The organism is Mycobacterium sp. PO1 (assembly GCF_017312405.1).
Classification (GTDB): Bacteria; Actinomycetota; Actinomycetes; order Mycobacteriales; family Mycobacteriaceae; genus Mycobacterium.
On the sequence record NZ_BLTG01000021.1, the window covers coordinates 89,227 to 109,310 of the forward strand.

General features: G+C 67.0%; 19 protein-coding genes. 7 read left to right on the forward strand and 12 right to left on the reverse strand.

Features of this window, described 5'->3' with window-relative positions; all coding sequences use genetic code 11:
- The first annotated feature begins 16 nt into the window (after positions 1-16).
- On the forward strand, positions 17-391 hold the full coding sequence (locus tag J3476_RS10220; protein WP_207066374.1) for an NYN domain-containing protein: 375 nt from the start codon (positions 17-19) through the stop codon (positions 389-391).
- A gap of 3 nt (positions 392-394) precedes the next feature.
- On the opposite strand, the gene J3476_RS10225 is transcribed toward J3476_RS10220, so the two are convergent.
- Complete coding sequence (locus tag J3476_RS10225; RefSeq protein ID WP_286182859.1) at positions 395-1,615, reverse strand: cytochrome P450; 1,221 nt, start codon at positions 1,613-1,615, stop codon at positions 395-397.
- Between the two features lie 330 nt (positions 1,616-1,945).
- Between J3476_RS10225 and J3476_RS10230 the strand changes: the two genes are divergently transcribed.
- The gene (locus J3476_RS10230) at positions 1,946-3,091 is read left to right on the forward strand and encodes a thiolase family protein (protein ID WP_207066375.1); all 1,146 of its coding nucleotides are present in this window, start codon (positions 1,946-1,948) and stop codon (positions 3,089-3,091) included.
- A gap of 207 nt (positions 3,092-3,298) precedes the next feature.
- Here J3476_RS10230 and J3476_RS10235 read toward each other — a convergent pair whose 3' ends face one another.
- From J3476_RS10235 to J3476_RS10270, 8 genes are all read right to left on the reverse strand, one after another.
- Positions 3,299-4,468, reverse strand: coding sequence for an acyl-CoA dehydrogenase family protein (locus J3476_RS10235; protein WP_207066376.1), 1,170 nt, complete (start codon positions 4,466-4,468; stop codon positions 3,299-3,301).
- A 3-nt stretch (positions 4,469-4,471) separates the two neighbouring features.
- Positions 4,472-5,512, reverse strand: a complete 1,041-nt coding sequence (locus tag J3476_RS10240) for an acyl-CoA dehydrogenase family protein (RefSeq protein WP_207066377.1) — start codon at positions 5,510-5,512, stop codon at positions 4,472-4,474.
- A 2-nt stretch (positions 5,513-5,514) separates the two neighbouring features.
- Entirely contained in the window at positions 5,515-6,279 is a 765-nt protein-coding gene (locus J3476_RS10245) for an amidohydrolase family protein (protein WP_286182864.1), read from the reverse strand.
- Positions 6,280-6,368: 89 nt separating this feature from the next.
- Positions 6,369-7,997 (reverse strand): acyl-CoA synthetase, encoded by a 1,629-nt coding sequence (locus J3476_RS10250; protein WP_207066379.1) that lies wholly within the window; start codon positions 7,995-7,997, stop codon positions 6,369-6,371.
- Between the two features lie 42 nt (positions 7,998-8,039).
- Positions 8,040-9,266, reverse strand: a complete 1,227-nt coding sequence (locus tag J3476_RS10255; RefSeq protein ID WP_207066380.1) for an amidohydrolase family protein — start codon at positions 9,264-9,266, stop codon at positions 8,040-8,042.
- Positions 9,263-10,087, reverse strand: coding sequence for an enoyl-CoA hydratase (locus J3476_RS10260; protein WP_207066381.1), 825 nt, complete (start codon positions 10,085-10,087; stop codon positions 9,263-9,265). The genes J3476_RS10255 and J3476_RS10260 overlap by 4 nt, the downstream gene beginning before the upstream one ends.
- A 109-nt stretch (positions 10,088-10,196) precedes the next feature.
- Positions 10,197-11,204 carry a dihydrodipicolinate synthase family protein gene (locus tag J3476_RS10265; protein ID WP_207066382.1) on the reverse strand — a complete coding sequence of 336 codons (1,008 nt, stop codon included), beginning with the start codon at positions 11,202-11,204 and terminating at the stop codon, positions 10,197-10,199.
- Positions 11,205-11,331: 127 nt separating this feature from the next.
- Positions 11,332-12,093: a crotonase/enoyl-CoA hydratase family protein gene (locus J3476_RS10270; protein WP_207066383.1), complete on the reverse strand. Its 762-nt coding sequence runs from the start codon at positions 12,091-12,093 to the stop codon at positions 11,332-11,334.
- A 265-nt stretch (positions 12,094-12,358) separates the two neighbouring features.
- On the opposite strand from J3476_RS10270, the gene J3476_RS10275 reads away from it, so the two are divergent.
- Positions 12,359-13,123, forward strand: a complete 765-nt coding sequence (locus tag J3476_RS10275; protein ID WP_207066384.1) for a TetR/AcrR family transcriptional regulator — start codon at positions 12,359-12,361, stop codon at positions 13,121-13,123.
- Positions 13,124-13,153: 30 nt separating this feature from the next.
- On the opposite strand, the gene J3476_RS10280 is transcribed toward J3476_RS10275, so the two are convergent.
- The 3 genes from J3476_RS10280 to J3476_RS10290 all read right to left on the reverse strand — a co-directional run bounded on the left by J3476_RS10280 (position 13,154) and on the right by J3476_RS10290 (position 16,105).
- Entirely contained in the window at positions 13,154-14,329 is a 1,176-nt protein-coding gene (locus tag J3476_RS10280) for a thiolase family protein (protein WP_207066385.1), read from the reverse strand.
- Between the two features lie 78 nt (positions 14,330-14,407).
- Complete coding sequence (locus J3476_RS10285) at positions 14,408-15,319, reverse strand: enoyl-CoA hydratase/isomerase family protein (protein WP_207066386.1); 912 nt, start codon at positions 15,317-15,319, stop codon at positions 14,408-14,410.
- Between the two features lie 12 nt (positions 15,320-15,331).
- Complete coding sequence (locus J3476_RS10290) at positions 15,332-16,105, reverse strand: FadR/GntR family transcriptional regulator (RefSeq protein WP_207066387.1); 774 nt, start codon at positions 16,103-16,105, stop codon at positions 15,332-15,334.
- A gap of 106 nt (positions 16,106-16,211) precedes the next feature.
- Here J3476_RS10290 and J3476_RS10295 point away from each other — a divergent pair, with 106 nt between their 5' ends.
- Genes J3476_RS10295 through J3476_RS10310 form a run of 4 tightly spaced genes read left to right on the forward strand, consistent with a single transcriptional unit; the run spans position 16,212 to position 20,083 of the window.
- Positions 16,212-17,018: an enoyl-CoA hydratase/isomerase family protein gene (locus J3476_RS10295; RefSeq protein ID WP_286182861.1), complete on the forward strand. Its 807-nt coding sequence runs from the start codon at positions 16,212-16,214 to the stop codon at positions 17,016-17,018.
- 14 nt (positions 17,019-17,032) lie between these two features.
- Positions 17,033-17,848: an enoyl-CoA hydratase/isomerase family protein gene (locus tag J3476_RS10300; protein WP_286188531.1), complete on the forward strand. Its 816-nt coding sequence runs from the start codon at positions 17,033-17,035 to the stop codon at positions 17,846-17,848.
- A 10-nt stretch (positions 17,849-17,858) separates the two neighbouring features.
- The gene (locus tag J3476_RS10305; protein WP_207066390.1) at positions 17,859-18,641 is read left to right on the forward strand and encodes an enoyl-CoA hydratase/isomerase family protein; all 783 of its coding nucleotides are present in this window, start codon (positions 17,859-17,861) and stop codon (positions 18,639-18,641) included.
- A complete protein-coding gene (locus J3476_RS10310) occupies positions 18,641-20,083 on the forward strand; it encodes a class I adenylate-forming enzyme family protein (protein WP_207066391.1) in 1,443 nt (480 codons plus the stop codon). The genes J3476_RS10305 and J3476_RS10310 overlap by 1 nt, the downstream gene beginning before the upstream one ends.
- Position 20,084: the final 1 nt, after the last annotated feature.

Sequence of the window (20,084 nt, forward strand, 5' to 3'; positions counted from 1 at the left end):
GATAGTGTCGAAATCGGTGCGCTGGATAGTCGACGGGATGAACGTGATCGGCTGCCGTCCTGACGGGTGGTGGCGCGACCGCCGCGCCGCGATGGGCGCACTGGTGGAATGCCTCGGACAGTGGGCGGTGCGCGCGAACGCCGATGTGACGGTGGTGTTCGAACGTCCCCCTTCGCCGCCCATCGAGTCGCAGGCGGTCACCGTCACCCATGCTTCGGCGGCCGCGCCGAATTCCGCCGACGACGAGATCGTCCGCCTCGTCACCGCCGATCCCCGCCCCGAGCAGATCCGGGTCGCCACCTCCGACCGCGGTCTCGCGGACCGGGTGCGGGCGGCGGGGGCCTCCGTGTTTCCCGCCGAGCGGCTGCGCGACATGGTCGACCCGCGCTGAGCCTCACGCCAGGATCCGCACCGGGACATGCGAGTAGCCCGCGACGTTCTGCATGCTGACACGGCGGCAGCCGTCCCAGAGCACTTCGTAGCGCGGCATCAGATCCAGCAGCTTGTCCAGCGCTATCAGCGTTTCCATCCGCGCCAGTGCGGCGCCCAGGCAGCTGTGGATGCCGTAGCCGAATCCCAGGTTCTGCGCCTCGGTGCGATCGCGGTTGATGTCGAAGTCATCCGGTGCGGTCCAGGCATCGGGGTCGCGGTTGGCCGACGCTCCGAGCAGGAACACCGGGGCGCCTGCCGGGATCGTGACCCCGTTCATCGTGACCTCGTGGGTGGACCGGCGGACGTTGTACTGCACCGGGGCGTCGTAGCGCAGCAGTTCTTCGATCGCGGCGGGGATCTTCGAGCGGTCGTCGAGCAGCTGTTGCCACTGCTCGGGATGGCGGGCGAAGGTGGCGATGGCACCGCCTACCAACTTGGTCACCGTCTCGGCGCCGGCACCGCCGAGCAGCGTCGCGAACCCGGCGATCTCGGAGTCCCGCAGCCGGTCGGTGGCCCCGTCGTCACGGGTCACTTCGGCGGCGATCAGGGCACTGATCATGTCCTCGCGCGGAGCTTCGCGGCGCTCCTGGATGAGCTGGTAGTACATCAGCCACATCTCGGCCATCGCCTGCTTGCCGGATTCCGAGATGTCGATCTGGCCGGGTTCGCGGTGCAACGATTCGTCGATCCAGAGCCTGACCTGCTGACGCCGCTCTTCGGGGACCCCCAGCATCTGGGTGATCACATCCACCGGGAAGTACACCGAGAAGTCGCTGACCACATCGAAACTGGGCCCGGCGGACGCTGCCGCGAGGAATCTGTCCACGGTGTCGGACACCATGTCGTGCAAAGCGCTGATCGCGCGCGGGGTGAACACCTTGTTCACCAGGCTGCGCATCACCCGGTGTTCGGGCGGGTCGATCGAGATGATCATCTTGGCCGGCGCCTTCTGTCCGGTGCGCACCATGCCCAGGTCGACGCCATAGGCCGACGAATAGGTGGCGAAGTCCTTCAACCCGGCCGCCACGTCGGCGTGCCGGCTCAGTGCGTAGAAGTCGTACTCCGCGTTGTAGAACACCGGCGCCTGCGTCCGCAGCCGGGGATAGAACGCGTGCGGATCCCGGTAGAAATCCGCGGAGAAGGGGTCGAACACCACGGCGTCCTGCTCGGTGTCGGCGGCCACGCGCCCACCTCCTGTAAGGCATCCGGTTGCGCTTTCGATAAGCCTATCCTGCTGACGGCCCCGCGCGAGCGCAACGTCGAACCACACGCGGGCGACACCCAGCTGGACGCGTCGCCGTCCGGCGCGCGCAGTTGCTCTTCGCCATCCGGCGCGCGCAGTTGCTCTTCGCCATCTGGCGGGCGCAGTTGCTCTTCGCCATCAGGCGCGCGCAGTCTGCGCTTCGCCGAACCGCGCATTCTCATCCTGGGGGCATTACCGTAAGATTTACTGTTGCATGGACTCCGAACGGCCGGATCCACTTCTTCCGCCGCCCCGAAAGGATTCACCACGATGACTGATGTCGCGATCATCGGTGTCGGCCTGCACCCGTTCGGCCGGTTCGAGGGTAAATCCGCGATGGACATGGGGGTCGACGCGATCGGCGCCGCGGTGTCAGACGCCGGGATCAGCTGGTACGACATCCAGTTCGGGGTGGGCGGCAGTTGGACGGTGGCCAATCCGGACGCCATCGTCGGCATGGTCGGGTTGTCCGGCATCCCCTTCACCAACGTTTTCAACGCCTGTGCCACCGCAGCCAGCGCCACCAAGGCCTGTGCGGACGGAATCCGGTTGGGCGACTACGACATCGGCATCGCCGTCGGCATGGACAAGCACCCTCGAGGCGCGTTCACCGAGGACCCGGCGCTGGTGGGCATGCCGGCCTGGTACGCCGAGAACGGCCAGTATCTGACCACCCAGTTCTTCGGCATGAAGGCCAACCGCTACCTGCATCAGCACGGCATCAGCCGTCAGACGCTGGCCAAGGTCGTCACCAAGAACCTGCGCAATGGTGCCCTCAATCCCCACGCATTCCGCCGCAAACCGATGACCGAAGACGCTGTGCTGAATTCACCGATGCTGAATTATCCGCTGACCCAGTACATGTTCTGCTCACCTGATGAAGGAGCGGCCGCAGTCATCATGTGCCGGGCCGACCTCGCCCACCGCTACACCGACAAACCGGTGTACGTGCGCGCGGTCGAGGTGCGTACCCGCAAGTACGGCGCCTACGAGGTGAACACCACCTTCGCCCCGGTGGACGAAGACGTGGCGCCCACCGTGTACGCCGCCCGTGCAGCGTTCGAGAAGGCCGGAATCGAACCCTCTGACGTCGACGTGATCCAGTTGCAGGACACCGATGCCGGCGCTGAGATCATCCACATGGCCGAGGCCGGGTTCTGCGCCGACGGCGACCAGGAGAAATTGCTCGCCGACGGCGCCACGGAGATCGGCGGGTCGATGCCGATCAACACCGACGGTGGACTGCTGGCCAACGGAGAGCCGATCGGCGCCTCCGGACTGCGCCAGGTCCACGAGATCGTCCGGCAACTGCGCGGCCAGGCCGGCGACCGCCAGATCCCCGGCGAACCGAAGGTCGGCTTCGCTCAGCTCTACGGCGCGCCCGGCACGGCGGGCGCGACCATCCTGAGCACCTAGCAGCTCACCTGCACGCCCAACCCCAGTTCCTCTCGCCAAACCGGCGACCCAGTTACTCACGCCCAACCAGCGACCCAGTTACTCACGCCCAACCAGCGACCCAGTTACTCACGCCCAACCAGCGGCCCAGTTCCTCACGCCGAGCGTGAACTGAGTGCGAAAACGCGCGGGATTTTTCGCGGTGAGTTCACCCTCGGCGACTGAACGTCAGGACTCCTTCGTGGCAGTCGGCGCGGCATAGGCGGGCTTGCCGAGTCCCAGCACGTACTGGGCGATCATGTTCCGGAACACCTCGAGCGTGCCGCCGTAGATGCCGACGAGTGGTGCGAACCGGTAGATGTATTCGGCGGCCCCGTCGTCGGCGGCTCCGTCCGCACCGTCGGGAAGCGCTGAGGCCGCGCCCAGCATGTCCATCAAATCCGGAGAGATGTCGCGCATGGTCTGTGCGAGGGCGACCCGGCCGAAGATGCTCGGCGCGGACAGGGCCGCCTCCATCCGGGCGACGCTGCGGCCCAGCCGGTAAGCCACCGCGCCGTCGTCGACCGCGCACCGCTGCGCGGCCTTGTCCACCGCGGTGGCCATGAACATCGCCTGGTGCATCATGATCGACACGTCCGCCAACCCGTCGTCGGCCGCGTCGACCGCGCCGTGCTCGGCGTTCAGCGGCTCGCGCACCACCGTCCAGCCGTCGTTGACCGCGCCCAACCGATAGCGATCGTCGACCCGCACGTCGCTGTAGTAGACGATGTTGGTGCGGTCTCCGTCCACGGTGCGGATGCCCTGAATCTCCACCCCCGGGGAGTCCAGCGGAACCAGGAACATGGTCAGGCTCTTGTGTTTGGGAGCCGTCGGGTCGGTATTGGTGATCAGGAAGACGTACTGACAGTTGTGCGCGCCGGTGGTGAACATCTTCGATCCGTTGATGATCCACCCGTCACCATCACGCACCGCCCTGGTCTTGCAGGTGGCCACATCCGAGCCGCCCTCGGGCTCGGTGTAGCCCAGGCACATGCGGACATGCCCGCTGTAGACCCCTGGCAGCACTTCCTCCCTCAGCTCGGGCGAGGCGAACTTCTCCACCGACCGGGCGATCATCGCCGTCGTGCCGGAGGTCACCCACGGCACATGAGCGCGGCGCTTCTCAAATTCCCAGATCCGGCGCCGCACCCGGGTGAAAGCCTTGTCCGAATCCGGTTTCCATTCCTGCTCGAGGTAGCCGGCCGCCCCGAGCGCGAGATGCACGCCCTCGTCGAAGTTGTCACCGGTCTCGCGGTCGCGCCGGATGACGTCCTCGGTGACGATCTCGCTGAGGAACTCGCGAACGTCGTCCTGGAACTTCTGGTCCTCGTCGGACAATTGCACCCGGGAGAAATCCATTGCTCAGCTCCGCCCTTCCCGTTCGGCCACGACCGCGGCGATGTACTTCGCGGTGGTCGCGGGGTCACCCCCGGCGATCGCCCAGCCCCGAGCCCGCACCAGATAGGCCGTAGCGGCCGCCTCGGCGGACACCCCCAGACCGCCCTGCACGTGGACCGCCATCGTCGCCGCCTTGGCCGCCTCCTCGGCCATGAACACGAACACCGACGGCGCCAGCTCGCGCCGCTCGGCCGGTTCGTTGTCCAAAAACCAGGCCGCGCGCCGCGCGAGGTTGCGTCCACCTTGCACGGTGATGGCGATGTTGGCCAGCGGGTGCGAGATGGCCTGCAGCGTCCCGATCGGTACCCCCAGTGTGTAGCGGGTCTTGGCGAACTCGGCGGCGATGGTCATCGTCTCCTCCACCAGCCCGACCAGAGCCGCGCCGGTGAGCAACCGCCATTCGTCCAGTGCCCGCTGGTATTCGGCGAGCGCGTCGGCCCCATCGGCCAGCACGGTGCGGCTGTCGGCAGTTGCCGGGTCGATCCACGCCATCGGCAGCTTGCCGATGTTGTCGACACGGGCCGGCCGAGAAGCGAAGGTCAAGGCGACGATCTCGGTCCCGTCCCGGACCAGCACCTGTTCAGCGACCGACCCGGCCGGAATCAGCCGCCTGCCCGTCACGGCGTCCTGCCGCGGGTCCAGGGCGAGCAGTTTCGTGCCGTTGACCACGTCGGCGTTCACCTCGCCGAGCCGGGCCAGCAACCGTTGAGCACAGACGTGGTCGATCCATGGCACCGGGGCCAGCGACCGACCGATCTCCTCGGCCACCAACGTCAGGTCCACCAGCGTCGCCCCGTCACCACCGACCGACTCCGGCACCGCCATGGTCGTTGCGCCCATGGCACACAGCCGCTCCCACAGATTCTTGTCGAACCCTGACCCCTCGGCCGCGCGCACTGTCTCGATCGGGCACCGGGAGGCGAAGAAGTCCCTGTAGGCCGCCTGCAATGCCTGATGGTCTTCGGACAGGCTGTAGTCCAGCCTGCGCAGTTCGTAGCGGTCCATACTCAGTCGGTCTCCTGTCCGAAGAAGAAGCTCTCGGCATTGTTGAACAGATAGTTGTCCAGGACCTCGGGCGGCAGCTCGAGCGCGAGCGCCTCAGGTACGACGCGACTCTGCCGCAACACCGGCCAGTCGGAGGCGAAGATCACCTTGGTCTTGCCGCGGGTACGCAGGTAGTGCAATAGGCTTTCGGGCAACCGCTTGGGTGACCATGCCGACGTCATGATGCGCAGGTTGGCGTACTTGATCAGCAACCGAATCGCGATGTCCCACCACGGATCGGCCCCGTGGATCATGCACAACTTCAGTTCGGGAAATCGTACGCACACCCGGTCCAGGTGGATCGGGTTCTGCACCTCTCCGGGGATCGGTGGACCGGGGATCCCGGTGTTGACGCACAGCGGCAGCCCGAGCTCGGCACACTTGGCGTAAAGCGGGTAGTAGACCGCGTCGCTGGGCGGGTACATGCCGTCGCCCCAGAAGCTCGGGCCGACCGCGGCGTAGGCGACGGGCAGGTCCCTGCGCACGGCGGTCAGCTCGGCCAGCGCCGGCACCGGGCGCAGCAGGTTGACCCCGCCGATGGCCAGCGCGAACCGGTCGGGTCGCTTCTCGACGAATTCGCGGGCAGTCACCGACGGCTTGACCAGATTGTCCATCAGAATCGCCTTGACGACGCCGTACTCGTCCATCTCGTCGAGCAGAGCAGGTAGCTCGACCTGGTCATAGAGGGACTGGGGTCCCTTGAAATAGTCGTCGCGCACCTTGAGCATGAACTCCGGTTGCTTGGCGGTCTCGCCGAAGTGGACGTTCACCAGGCAGTCGATGACTCTGGGATTGGCTGTCGGGGAAACCGATTGCGTCACGGGACCACCATCGTGTTCGATTCGGCGGCAAGAGCTTTCGCCCAGCGATAGTCCGCCTTGCCATTGCCGAGCCTGCGCACCTCGTCGACGACGATGAACTCCTTGGGCGTCTTGAACCGTGCCAGCGCCGCGGTGCAGGCGACGCGCAGGTCATCGCCCGCCACCGTGATGCCGGGTCGGGTGGCGACCAGAGCCACGATCTCCTGGCCCCAGCGGTCGCTGTCGCGCCCGACGACCAGGGCGTCGGCCACGCCGGGGTGCGCGCGCAGCACAGCTTCGACCTCCTCGACGAACACCTTCTCGCCGCCGGTGTTGACGACCAACGAGTCCCTGCCGTACAACCGCAGCGTGCCGTCAGCCTCGAGGCTGGCCCGATCTCCGGACACCACCACCCGCTGCCCCTGGACCACCGGGAACGTCGCGCGTGTCGCATCGGGGTCGCCGAAGTAGCCCAGCGGGATTCGCCCCTTGCGCACCACCCAGCCGATCTCCGGGTCGCCCGGCTCGACGAACCTGGCCAGATCAGCCGAGACGACCGTCCCGCCCTCGCGCAGGTCGAACGTCTCGCGGCTGGACCCCATCCGGTTGTGCCCGAACCCCATGTTGCCGGTTTCCGACGACCCGTAACCGTTGATGATCGTCACATGCGGAAGCTTGTCCAGCAACGCCTGAACGTGTTTGGGATTGGTTGCCGCGCCGCCGGTTCCGACGGCGTAGAGCGTGGACAGATCGTAGCTGCCGCGGTTGAGCTCCTCGATCAACGGAGCAGCATAGGCGTCACCCACCATGGTCATCAGCCCGACCTTCTCCCGTTCAGCGGTCCGTAACACCGTCTTCGGATCGAATTTCGCGCGATCGTCGTAGAGCACCACGGGTAGACCCGCCAGAGCCCCGGAGAACACCGTCCACAGGCCCGCGGCGTGCATCAGCGGAGACACCGCGAACCAGGGCGGGCCCTGGTTGTCACGTACCTTGTGGTGGATCTCGGTGGCCGATTCATGGTCTGCGCCAAGCATCGATGACACGTAGGTGTCGCTCTGCCGCCACAACACACCTTTGGGCCGGCCGGTGGTGCCGCCGGTGCAGTACATCATCAGGTCGTCGGGTGAACCCTTGATCCAGCTGTCTGGATCACCTGCGGTGATTGCATCGTCGAGATCGACAGAACCGGGTAGCGCCGGGGCGTCGCTGCCGTCGTCGACCGCGATCATCAGCTCCGCGCCCGCCGGGGGCAGCACATCGGCGAACTTGGCGCCCAGTGCGCGGTGACAGACCACCGCCCGGGGCTTGACGTAGTCGAGGAGTTCTGCCACCTCACGCGGGGTGTAGTGATGGTTCACATTGACCGGCACGCAACGCGCCTTCAACGCCCCGATCACCACCTCCGGGTAGCGATCGTTGTACATGATCAACGCGACCCGGTCCTGGCCGCACTGCCAGCCGTCGAGCTGATCACGATCGCAGTGGACACCGAAATCGCGCTCCGCCAAAAAGTTCGCGAAGCGGCGGGTGCGCTCTGCCATCTCGGCGTAGGTCGTCGTGCGCTCGCCGCACACCGTCATGTGCCGGTCTCCGACGACATCGGCGATGGCGTCGACGACATCACCGATAGTCCACTCCCCCATGATTATTCGCTCCTCACGTGCACAGACCTGGTCCGATGACCGCTACGCGGTGACCAGAGCGTCTTCGCCCAGTAGCGTCAGCGCGTTGTCGCGCATCACTTTCCGGGTGTCTTCGGCACTGAACTCCGGGAACTGGGGAATGTCCGCGGTGAACGTCATCGGGTCGGCCAGGCCTTCTCCGTGCGGCCAGTCGGATCCGAACAGGATCTTGTCCACCCCGATGGTCTCGGCGAGCAGCTTCACGTCGTCTTCGTAGTAGGGCGCGATCCACACGTTGTTGCGCAGCTGTTCGACCGGGTCCGCCTTGTAGTGAGAGGGCGCGGTGTTGGCGGACTTCTTCAGCCGCTTGATCAACCGGTAGACGAAGTAGGACCCGTTCTCGATGCTGGCCACCTTCAACTTCGGATGCCGGGTGAACACCTGGTGCACGATCATCGAGGCCATCGCGTCGTGAATGGCCCGGTCGTCGAGGAGCACCTGGTCCAGCGGATCCTTCTTGCCGAATCCCTCGAAGGTGTCTTGGCCACCCCACAGCGCCGCGATGGCCAGGTATCCGCTGTCGGAGAGGTGGAAGACCACCGGCACGCCAGCCTCGGCGAGCCGGGCCCACACCGGATCGTGCACGGGATCACCCAGCGAGCGCGGCTTGACCAACCCGGGCACGGGCGCGGGCCGCACGCAGACGATCTTGGCGCCTCGGCTCAGCACGAACTCGACCTCTTCGACCGCTTTGTCGGGATCAGCCAACGAGATGATCGGCGCGGACAAAAAGCGGTGGTCGGGACGGTCGAATCCCCAGTCCTCGTCGAGCCACAGATTGAACGCGTGCACCGAGGCCATCGTCGCCTCGATGTCGCTTTTCAACGCCTCCTCGACGCCACAGGCGAACGTCGGCAGCATGAAGACGGTCTCGAGGTTCTGCTTGTCGAGGATCTTCACCCGGGCATCGCGATTCTGGTACTCGGGGTGCTCAGACAGCCGGTCGACCTTCATCAGCGAGGCCGGATCGACACCGTCGGGAATCTCGCCGCGGAACAACAGATCCAGACACCCCGGTTCGATGATGGGATCGAACGTCGGATTGGGGATGAAATGGTTGACGACACCCCCCATCACAGCGAAGGTGCGTTTGCCCTCGGTGAGCATCTGCACCCCGCGACGCTTGAACTCCTTGGGCAGATGCCGGGTGAACGCGTCCAGCGGCTCGTAGTAGTGGTTGTCCACGTCGATCGCGCGGTAGTCCAGTGGCTGCACGGGATGTGCGGTCATGGCTTTTCCTCCTCCAACGGCGGGAAGTTCGGCGGTCGCTTTTCGAAGAATGCGGTGATGCCTTCGATGAAATCGGGGCGTTGCATCGATTCGTGCATGAGTTTTTCGGCCTGAGCGCTGGTGGCGACCATGTCGCGCAGCGCGTCGTCGTACACCTGCCGCTTGATGACCGCCAACGCGGTGGGCGCGCAGTTGCGCGCGATGTCGTCGGCGTAAGCCAAGGCTCGCGGAAGCAGTTCGTCGGAGGGCACGACCTCTTTGACCAGCCCCAGCTCGAGTGCTTCCTCTGCGTAGAAGGTGCGTCCACTGAGCAGGAGGTCCAGCGCGGAGCTCCAGCCGACCACACGGGGCAGGATCCAGGAGATGCCGTACTCGGCGATCAGACCGCGACGGGCGAACGCGGTGGTGAACTTCGCGCCCGCGGCGGCGAAGCGGATGTCGCACATCAGGGCCTGGGTCAGTCCGATCCCGGCGCAGGCGCCGTTGATCGCCGCGATGATCGGCTTGTTCACCCCGGTGACGAAGTACGGATGCCGCTCGCCGACCAGTTGCGTCACGTCGGTATCCGACGAAGTGCTCGCTTCGCCGATCGCGTCGAGATCCCCCATGTCCGCACCCGCACAGAACGCCCGGCCGTTGCCGGTCAGCACCACCACCCGCACGTCCGGATCACGCGCAGCACGATCGATACAGCGATAGAACGCACCGGCCAAACCGCCGCCCCAGGCATTCATCCGGTCCGGCCGGTTGAGCGTCACCACGGCCACGCCGCTGTCGCGCAGCTCGAACAGAACGGGACTCGTCGTGTCGGAAACGGTCACCGCGACGTCCTCATCGCTCGATCAGCTCCTCGCACTTCAGCCGCGATATTTGCTCATACTGTACACCTATCGGTACATCCTTCGACAAGCCGCGTTCGAGGGGTCGCGCTCAGTGCTCGACCAACCCGAAACGCCGGTAGGCATTGCGGATCTGGGCTTTCGCAGCCTCGGGCAGAGCCGCCTGCGGAGGTCGCGATTCGGGGTGGTTGCCGATCGGCAGCCCCAGTACGGACGCGGCATACTTGAACGCACCGCCCCAGTGGGTGAAGTAGTCGGGACGGCCCGGATAGCAGGTGAACCAGGGACCCCGATCGGCCTCGAACTGATCCATGCCACTGACCCGTGCGTAGTCCATCGCTTCGATCAGCTTGCCGTCCCAGATCAGGTTCCAGTAGTCGGTGAAGACCCGCCGCTGCGGAGTCTCCATCAGGTAGCCGGCTGTGCCCAGCTGCGCGGCGCACACGATCCCCTCGTGCAACCAGCCGGCCCGGTAGACGGTGGTGTCACATTCCCAGATCACAAGCTCCGGCGCCAGATCGTGTAGCCGCCTGCTGTTCGCGGGCCGGAAGGCGCCCTCCTTGGAGGCGCACACCGCAGGGATCTCGGCGACGATGCGGGCGCTCTCGTCGGCGGTCAGCACATACCCTGACGACGGCGAGTTGAACATCCCCAGCGCGATGTCGGTGCGATCGGCGACGTAGCGGAAGAAGTTCAGCACACCCTCGCCGCCGTGGGTCTCCATCATCGGTGTTTGCAGGTAGACGATGTCCGCTCCGGCCGCCTCGGCGTGGCGAGTCAGCTCGAGGCAGTCCTTGGCCGCCGTCGCCGCAGCGCAGGCCTGCACCACCACCTCGGGGTTGATCGCACGTGCCTCCTCGATCGCCACCTCGAGAAGTCGCTTGCGCTCCTCGATGGTCAACGACCAGAACTCGGCTACACCACTTGTACACCAGAGCATTTCATGGTTCAGGTCGCCGACGCAGTGACGCACCAGATGCCGGTAGGCGGCCCAGTCGATGTCGTCCCCGTCGGGCCCGCAGAACGGCGTGTACAGCGAGTCTCCGATTCCGCGCAGGGCTACCCGCGCCCAGTCCCGCGCCTCCGCCGCCGTGGCCATTCGCCGCCCCTCGATCGATCAGTCGTCACCGCCGTCGACGATGATGTCGGCACCGAACCCCATCCCACACCCACCGCCGACCACGGCGACGGTGACACCGGCGTTCATCGGAGACCTCCCGAGCAGGTCAGGTACCGGTCCAGTTCGGCTTGCGTTTCTCGGCGAACGCAGTGGCCCCTTCCATCGCGTCCTTGGACGAGAACACCGCAAACACCAGTTCGCCCTGCTTCTTCCACATCTCCGCCTCCGTCCAGTCGGCGGACTTGGTCATGACCTCCTTGGTCACCGCGACCGCGAGCGGACCGTTGGCGGTGATCCGCTCGGCCAACTCCAGTGCGCCGGCCAACGCCTCACCCGGTTCGGTCAGCACGTTGACGAACCCCCACGCGGACGCCTCCTCGGCGGTGAAACTGTCGCCGGTCAACGCGAGTTCGAGCGCCTTTTGATACGGAATCTTCTTCTGCAGTCGCAGCAACCCGCCCCCGGCGGCGACCAGACCACGCTTGACCTCGGGGATGCCGAACTTCGCGTTCTTGGCCGCCACGATCAGATCAGTGGCCAGCACGATTTCCGTACCGCCGGCCAGCGCATAGCCCTCGACGGCCGCGATCAGCGGCTTGCGCGGCGGGCGCTCGGTGAAACCGATCCCGCGCCCCTCGATCGCGGGCACCTCACCGGCCATGAACGCCTTGAGGTCCATTCCCGCGCAGAAGTTGCCGCCCGCGCCGGTGATGATCCCCACCGAAAGCTCGGGCGTGTCGTCGAGTTCGTCCACCGCATCGGCCAAGCCTTGCGCCACTGCAAGATTGAAGGCGTTGCGCGCCTCCGGCCGGTTGATCGTGATGATCAGCGTCCGTCCCTGACGCTCGAGCAGAACCTCGTCTGACACTGTGCCCCTTTCGCATTCCGCCACGCTCGACGGACAGGATATCGCCGGGTATCGCTGGAAAAGCTTACTATAGGACTTACAGTAGTAGGGTGAATCGACGGCGGCCGTTCCCCCTCCGATGTCTGCCGGTAAGGTCACAGCTACGGCGAGGCAGCGACTTGGACGCAAAGACGCAGTTCACGACACGCGCTGTCGACTCATTCCGGACAATCATCCCGCACCGGGGAGTCGTGCGCGCAGCAACGAAGTGACGGAGGTTCCCTCAGTGGCGAAGCAGGCGACCGCAGAGAAACGCCAGCGGCGTGAGCGCGGTTCCATCAATCCCGACGACATCATCAAGGGCGCGTTCGAACTGGCCGAACAGGTCGGCATCGACAACCTGAGCATGCCGTTGCTGGGCAAACATCTGGGTGTCGGCGTCACCAGCATCTACTGGTATTTCCGCAAGAAGGACGACCTGCTGAACGCGATGACCGACCGCGCGTTGCGCCAGTACGCCTTCGCCACCCCGTATGTCGAGGCCAAGGACTGGCGCCAGACGCTGGCCAACCACGCCCGGTCGATGCGCGAGACCTTCAACGGCAACCCGATCCTGTGCGATCTGATATTGATCCGCTCCGCACTGAGCCCCCGGACGGCCCAGGTGGGCGTGCAGGAAGTGGAAAAGGCCATCAACAGCCTGGTCGAGGCCGGACTGTCACCGGAACAGGCCTTCGACACCTATTCGGCCATGTCGACGCATGTCCGGGGGTCGGTGGTGCTCCAGCGTCTCCGGGACAAGAACCTCGCCGCCGAGGACAGCCCCCGCGACATCGACGAATCGGTGGACCCGGACAGCACACCGTTGTTGGCGACCATCGTCCAGGCCGGGCACCATCGCGTCGCGTCCGACGACCGCAGTTTCGAGTTCGGACTGGAATGCATTCTCGATCACGCCGCCAGATTGCTCGAGGCGAATACGAAGACACCCCGCAAGCCCGCCAAGAGTCCTCGTGCCGGAACCCGGGGTAAGGCCGCCTCCCGCACATAGACCCCAGGATCTGCGACCTCAACCGGAGTCTCAGACCTCGACGATGACGGCGCCGCCCTGGCCACCGCCGGCGCACATGGCCGCCATACCGATTCCGCCCCCGCGGCGTTGCAGCTCGTAGATCAGCGTGGTCACCATGCGAGCGCCGGACGCGGCGATCGGGTGGCCGAGACTGCAGCCGCTGCCGGAGAAGTTGACCAGCTCCTCGTCGAGGCCGTACTCCTTGCAGGCGGCGATCGGCACCGAGGCGAACGCCTCGTTGATCTCCCACAGCGCGATGTCCGACGGGGTGAGCCCGGCGCGATCGAGCACCTTGCCGATGACCTTGACCGCACCCAGCCCGGTGTCGCGGGGCGAGACCCCGGCCGCCCCCCAGGCCTTGACGGTGGCCATCACATCGAGCCCGTTGGCCGCGGCGTAGTCGCGCTCGACCACCGCGACGCCGGCCGCGGCGTCGTTGGTGCCGCTGGCGTTGCCCGCGGTGATCGAGAAGCCCTCGATCTCGGGATGCAGCACTTTCAGTCCGGCCAGCTTCTCCACGGTGGTGTCGCCGCGGGGCTGCTCGTCGACGCTGAAGTCGACCACCGATCCGTCGAACTGGGTGACCTTCAGCGGCACGATCTCGTCGGCGAACTTGCCGGCATCGATCGCCGCGATGGCGCGGTGGTGTGAGCGCGCCGCCCACGCGTCCATCTCCTCGCGGCTGATGCCGTAGGACTGCGCGGTGTTCCAGCCGACGGTGATGGACATGTCACGAGTCGGCGCGTCCGGGGTCTCGACGTGGGTGGGCGGCATCCACTTCTCTTCGAACTTCAGCTCCGGACCGGGGATGCGCCAGTTGACCAGCGGGGTCATCGACAGCGACTGCACCCCGCCGGCGATCAGCACCCGCTCCATCCCGGAGCCGATTTGGGCCGAGGCATTGCCGATCGCGGTGAGGCTGCCGGCGCAGTGCCGATTGACCGACTGGCCGGGAATATCCGTCAGGCCGGTGGCATCGGCCGCGTAGCGCGCCAGATCTCCACCACCGTAGTGCGATTCGGCAAAGATGATGTCATCGATCTCGGCTGGGTCCACTCCCGAGCGGCGCACCACCTCGGGCAGCACCGTGGTGATCAGGGTCTCCGGCGGAGTGTTGACCAGCGTGCCCTTGAAAGACCGGCCGATGGCCGTCCTGGCGGCACCGACGATGACGGGTGTGGGCATATCTCGACCTCGGTTTCAACGGAATGCGACGTTACAAAACTAACAGATACTGTAGTGCGGGCAGTAGGGTGAGCCGACTCACTCGGATGTCTGGCCCGGTTCCCGGGCGGGTTCGGGGACGAAGAAGTGCTCGTCACGGAGCCGGAACGCCGCCCTGGTGCCGTGCTCGGCGCGGGTCTTGACGAAGTTGAACTCCCCCGGCGCGAACTGCAGATTCGTGCCGAATGCGTGAAAGAGATAGCTGGCCACCTCCTCCCCCTGATAGGCCTGGGTCTGCTCGACCAGCCGGAACGCTTCCTTGGCCATCACGACGCCGTCAGCCGGCATCTTCGCGGCCTTCTCGGCCCAGTAGCGCGCCCGCGCCGTCACAGCTGCCCCATCGCAGGTGTCGGTGAACACCCCGAGGTGCTCGATCTCACCGGCGGTGATGATGTCACCGGTGAGCAGCAGTCGCCGGGCCAGCACCGGACCCAGGCGGTGGAAGAACATGTGCAGGCTGCCCAGCGCCGGCCCGAGGAACCGCGTGGCCGGCATTCCGATCCGGGTGGCGCGTCCGACCACCGAGATGTCCGTCATCAGCGCCATCTCGAAGCCGCCACCCAGCGCATAGCCGTTGATCTCGCCGACCGTGACCTTCGGGAAGCCCATCAGGTTGTGATAGAAGCCGAACGACCTGCGGTCGACGGTGAGCCGGCGCCGCTGGCTGGGTCGCGCCCTGCGGGCACCGTCGGATGTGTCGGCACTCTCGGAGCCGTACCAGCCATAGGCGTTGTTCATGTCGGCGCCGGTGCTGAACACCCCCTCTGCGCCGCGCAGCAGCACCACGGTGAGGTCGTCGTCGTCGGCCACCTCGTCGAGGTGGCGGGCCAGCAGATCGCGCATGGAGGCGTCGTAGGAGTTGCGTTGCGCGGGATTGTTCAGCGTGATCGTCGCGATGCGGCTGTCGCGGTCGGCGTCGAAGAGCACGCGGTCGTCGGCGGTGGAGGTCATCGGATCCCCTGTTCAGTCGCGGTTCGAGATCAACTTGGCTTCGATGGTCCGGTCCGCACCGGCCGCCAGCGTGGTGCGCCGGGCGGCGGCCAGGTGGGCGGCCGCCAGGCGCTGGGCGCGGGCGGTGTTGCCGTCGGCGATCGCGCCGAGCAGCCGGTGGTGATCGCGCAACGCGGCGCGCATCGTCGTGGGGTTTATCGGGTCGTCGGGATGGTGTTCGTCGCTCCACACCGCCGACTCGTGCGCCGACCAGATCACCTCCAGCGCGCCGATGAGCAGGATCATCGGCTCGTTGCCGCACCGCGAGACGAGCTCTTCGTGAAACCGGCGGGCGTTGGGGACGTAGCGCGCCGGAGTGTCGAACTGCTCGGACTGCGCGTCTATCGCCGCCTGCAGATGTGGCACCACCTCGGTCATGCGGTCCGCGCGGGCCGCGCACAGCCCGGCGCAGATCGGTTCCAGGTGCAGCAGCGCCTCGCTGACGTCACCCGGCGTCGCCGCCCGTGTCTGCAGCACCATGCTGATCATCTGGGCGGTGCGCTCGGCCGACGGCAGATGCACCACCGCCCCGCCGACGTTGCCGCGCCGGACCGAGATCAGACCGTCGGACTCCAGGATGTGGATGGCCTCGCGCACCGCCGGAGGGCTGACGCCGAATTCGGCGAACAGGGCCTCCTGCGACGGCAGGACGTCACCCTCGGCCAGCCGGCCGGTGAGGATGTCGTCGCGCAGCCGAGACGCCACGAGCTCTGCCACCCGGGGCTGGCGAATGCGCTGCACTGACACTGTTCCGCAGACGGCCTTTCCTTGCTAAGTTGTACAGGATAGTAATCGAACTACCAACGGTATGGCTATCTGTATAGCCCGCCGGGTGCGGAGAGGACGGCAGCCGGTGCGTGACGACGCCGACGCGGGCGCGGTGCGCCAGAGCCGCAACGGCTCGGTCCTGCGAATCACCCTGGACCGGCCGTCCAGACGTAACTCGCTGAGCCACACCATGATCGACGAGCTCGTCGCCATCATGACCACCGCCGCCACCGATGACTCGTTGCGCGCGGTGTGCCTGACCGGGGCCGGCGGCGACTTCTGCGCCGGCGCCGACTGGGTGGCCACCAACAGCGAGGGGCGCCGCCCCAGGACCGGCGACCTCACCCGGCGGATCCCGCACACGGCCAACCGGCTCGTCGAGCTCGTCGCGACCATGCAGCTTCCGGTGGTGTGCCGGCTGCGCGGGTGGGCGGTCGGCCTGGGCGCCAATCTGGCCCTGGCCGCCGACTTCGCCGTCGCGGCAACCGAAGCCACGCTGTGGGAACCCTTCGTCGACCGCGGTTTCAGCCCGGACTCCGGGGCGAGCTGGCTGGTTCCGCGGCTGGCCGGGGTGAGCAGGGCCAAACGCATGCTGCTGCTGGGCGAGAAGGTCAACGGATCCGAGGCGGCGCAGTGGGGACTGATCCACGACGCCGTCGCCGACGATGAGCTCGACACCGCCACCGACGAGCTGCTCGAGCGGCTGGCCTCCGGGCCCACGGTGGCGATCGGGCTGGCCAAGCAGGCCATCAACTACGGCCTGCACGCCACACTGGGCCAGTCGATGGCCCATGAACTGGCCAGCCTCGAACTGAGCTGTCGGACCGCTGATTTCAAGGAGGGTCTGGCCGCTTTCCGGGACCGGCGCACACCGGACTTCCAAGGCAGATGAGCGAAGGACACCACGTGGGGACAGCCGAGAACTACGACACCATCACCTATGAGGTGACCGGACACACCGCGACCATCACGTTGAATCGCCCACAGGCGCTCAACGCGCTGTCGCCACACATGATCACCGAGTTACGCGCTGCCTACGACGAAGCCGAGAGTGACGACGACATCTGGTTGATGATCGTCACCGGCAACGGCCGGGCGTTCTGCACCGGCGCCGACGTCACCGAGATCCCCGAGGACGGCAAGGTCATCTACGAGCGGCCCTATCTGTCCACCTACGACCAGTGGGAGGCCCCGCAGGAGGGCACTCCCCCGTTTCGCCGGATGGCCAAGCCGGTACTGGCGGCCATCAACGGCATCTGCTGCGGCGCCGGCCTGGACTGGGTGACCACCGGTGACATCGTGATCGCCTCGGACAGGGCGACGTTCTTCGATCCGCACGTCAGTATCGGCCTGGTGGCCGCCCGGGAGATGGTGCGACTGGCCCGGGCATTGCCGCGCTCGGTGGCGTTGCGGATGGCGCTGACGGGCAAGCACGAACGGATGAACGCGCAGCGCGCCTACGAGCTCGGGATGATCACCGAGGTGGTCGAACACGAGCGGCTGCTCGAGCGGGCCCACGAGATCGCAGACCTCGTCAACTCCAACGCCCCGCTGGCCGTGCGCGGCACGCGGCTGGCCATCCACAAGACGCTGGACCTGCCGCTGCTGGAGGGGGAGATCCTCGCCGAGACGTTCCGCGAGCGGGTGGTGCGTACCGAGGACGCCCAGGAGGGTCCGCTGGCGTTCCGGGAGAAGCGGGCCCCGAATTGGCAGTGCCGGTAAGGGTTCACCGATGGAGGACTTCGAAACCGTACTGCTCGACCTGGACCACCGAGACCGGGTCGCGACGGTCACCCTGAACCGGCCGGAGGCGCTGAACTCGTTCAACCGCCGGATGTGCGAGGAAATGCGGCGGGTCTGGCACCTGATCAAGGCCGACGAGGGCATCAACGCGGTGGTGCTGCGCGCCGCGGGCGAGCGCGCTTTCTCGGCTGGCCTGGACGTCAAGTCCAGGTACGGGCAGCCCGACATCGTGTGGAACCACGAGGATCCCGGCGAGCTGCTCAGCCCGAAGTGGCAGAAGATGTGGAAGCCGGTGGTCTGCGCGGTGCAGGGCATGTGCACCGCGGGCGCGCTGTATTTCGTCAACGAGGCCGACGTGGTGATCTGCTCCGACGGTGCGACGTTTTTCGACTCCCACGTCAGCGCCGGGCTGGTCTCGGCGCTCGAGCCGGTCGGGCTGATGCGCCGCGTCGGGCTCGGCGACACGCTGCGGATGGCGCTGATGGGCAACGACGAGCGGGTCGGCGCGCAGACCGCGCTGCGCATCGGGCTGGTCACCGAGGTGGTCGGCGAACAACAACTCTGGGACCGCGCCCACGACATCGCGGCGTGCATCGCCACCAAGCCGCCGACCGCCACCCAGGGCACCGTCAAGGCGATCTGGGAATCTCTCGACAAGCCCTACCGCGCGGCGATGGACCAGGGCCTGATCTACACCCGGCTGGGCAACCCGCTCGCCAAGGCCGAACTCGCCGAGCGGCCCATCCCGAAGTCGACACCCCGGATCCGCTGATGGGCCACCCCCTGTCGCGACGCATCGACGCGGTGCTCGACCTCGACCCCGCCGCGCGGGCCCTCGAATTCGACGGCCGGTGGCACACCTTCGCCGAGGTGGCCACCCTCGCCCGCAGGGTGGCGGCACTGGCCGGCCGGGGCCGGGTCGGGATCATGCTGCGCAACGAGCCCGCCCACGTCGCAGCCCTGCTCGGGGTGCTCTCGACGGGAGGAACCGTGGTGGCGATCAACCCGGGCCGCGGCGACGAGCGGACCCGCGCGGACATCGAGGCGTTGCGGCTGCCGGTGCTCGTCGGCCTGGCCGGTGACCTGACCGCGCTGGCCGGCGAGTCCGCCGCGACCAGGATCGCCATCAGCGATCTACAGACCCCACCCGAGGTCGGTGAAGGCACCGCGCCCGACGACCCCGGCCGGCCCGGCGTCGCGGTGTCGATGCTGACCAGCGGAACCACCGGCCCGCCCAAACGGGTCGACCTGACCTACGACATGTTGGCCCGCAGCGTCATCGGCGCCGATCCGGAGCAGGCCGACGCACCGACGCGGGTGCGCAGCGGCGTCGCCATCGTCAACGCTCCGCTGGTACACGTCGGCGGGGTGTTCCGGGTGCTGCTGTGCATCGCCGAAGCCCGGCCGTTCGTGCTGTTGCGTCGGTTCGAACTGGACCCGTGGGCGCGCGCGGTGCGCGAGTACCGGCCCCGCGCAGTGTCGCTGGTCCCGGCCGCACTGCGGATGGTGTTGCACTCGGATCTGACCCGCGCCGACCTCGCCGGGGTCAGCGCGGTCACCTCGGGAACCGCACCGCTGTCGGCCGACGATGCCGACGCGTTCACCGAGAAATTCGGCATTCCCGTGCTGACCTCCTACGCGGCAACGGAATTCGGTGGTGGCGTGGCCGGCTGGACCCCGGCCGACCACCGGGATCACTGGCAGGCCAAACGAGGCAGTGTCGGGCGCGCCAACCCTGGCGCACAGCTGCGGGTCGTCGACCCCGACACCGGTGCGCCGCTCGGGCCCGACGAGCCAGGGCTCCTGGAGGTCATCCCTGCGCAGTTCGGCCCGGATGCCGGATGGCTGCGCACCACCGACATCGCCCGCATCGACGCCGACGGATTCCTGTGGATTCTCGGGCGGTCCGATCAGGCGATCATCCGGGGCGGCTTCAAGGTGATGCCGGACGACGTGCGCGCGGCGCTGGAGCAGCATCCCGCAGTCACCGGCGCCGCTGTGGTCGGGCAGCCTGACCCGCGACTCGGAGAGACGCCGGTGGCGCTGGTCGAACTACGAGCCGACGCCTCCGTCGACGACCTGATCGACTTCCTGCACACCCGGCTGGCGCGTTACGAGGTCCCCACCGAGATCATGGTGGTCGACTCCCTCCCCCGAACCCCTTCGGGCAAGCCCGACCTGACCGCCGTACGGTCACACCTCGCCCGGGTGTGAC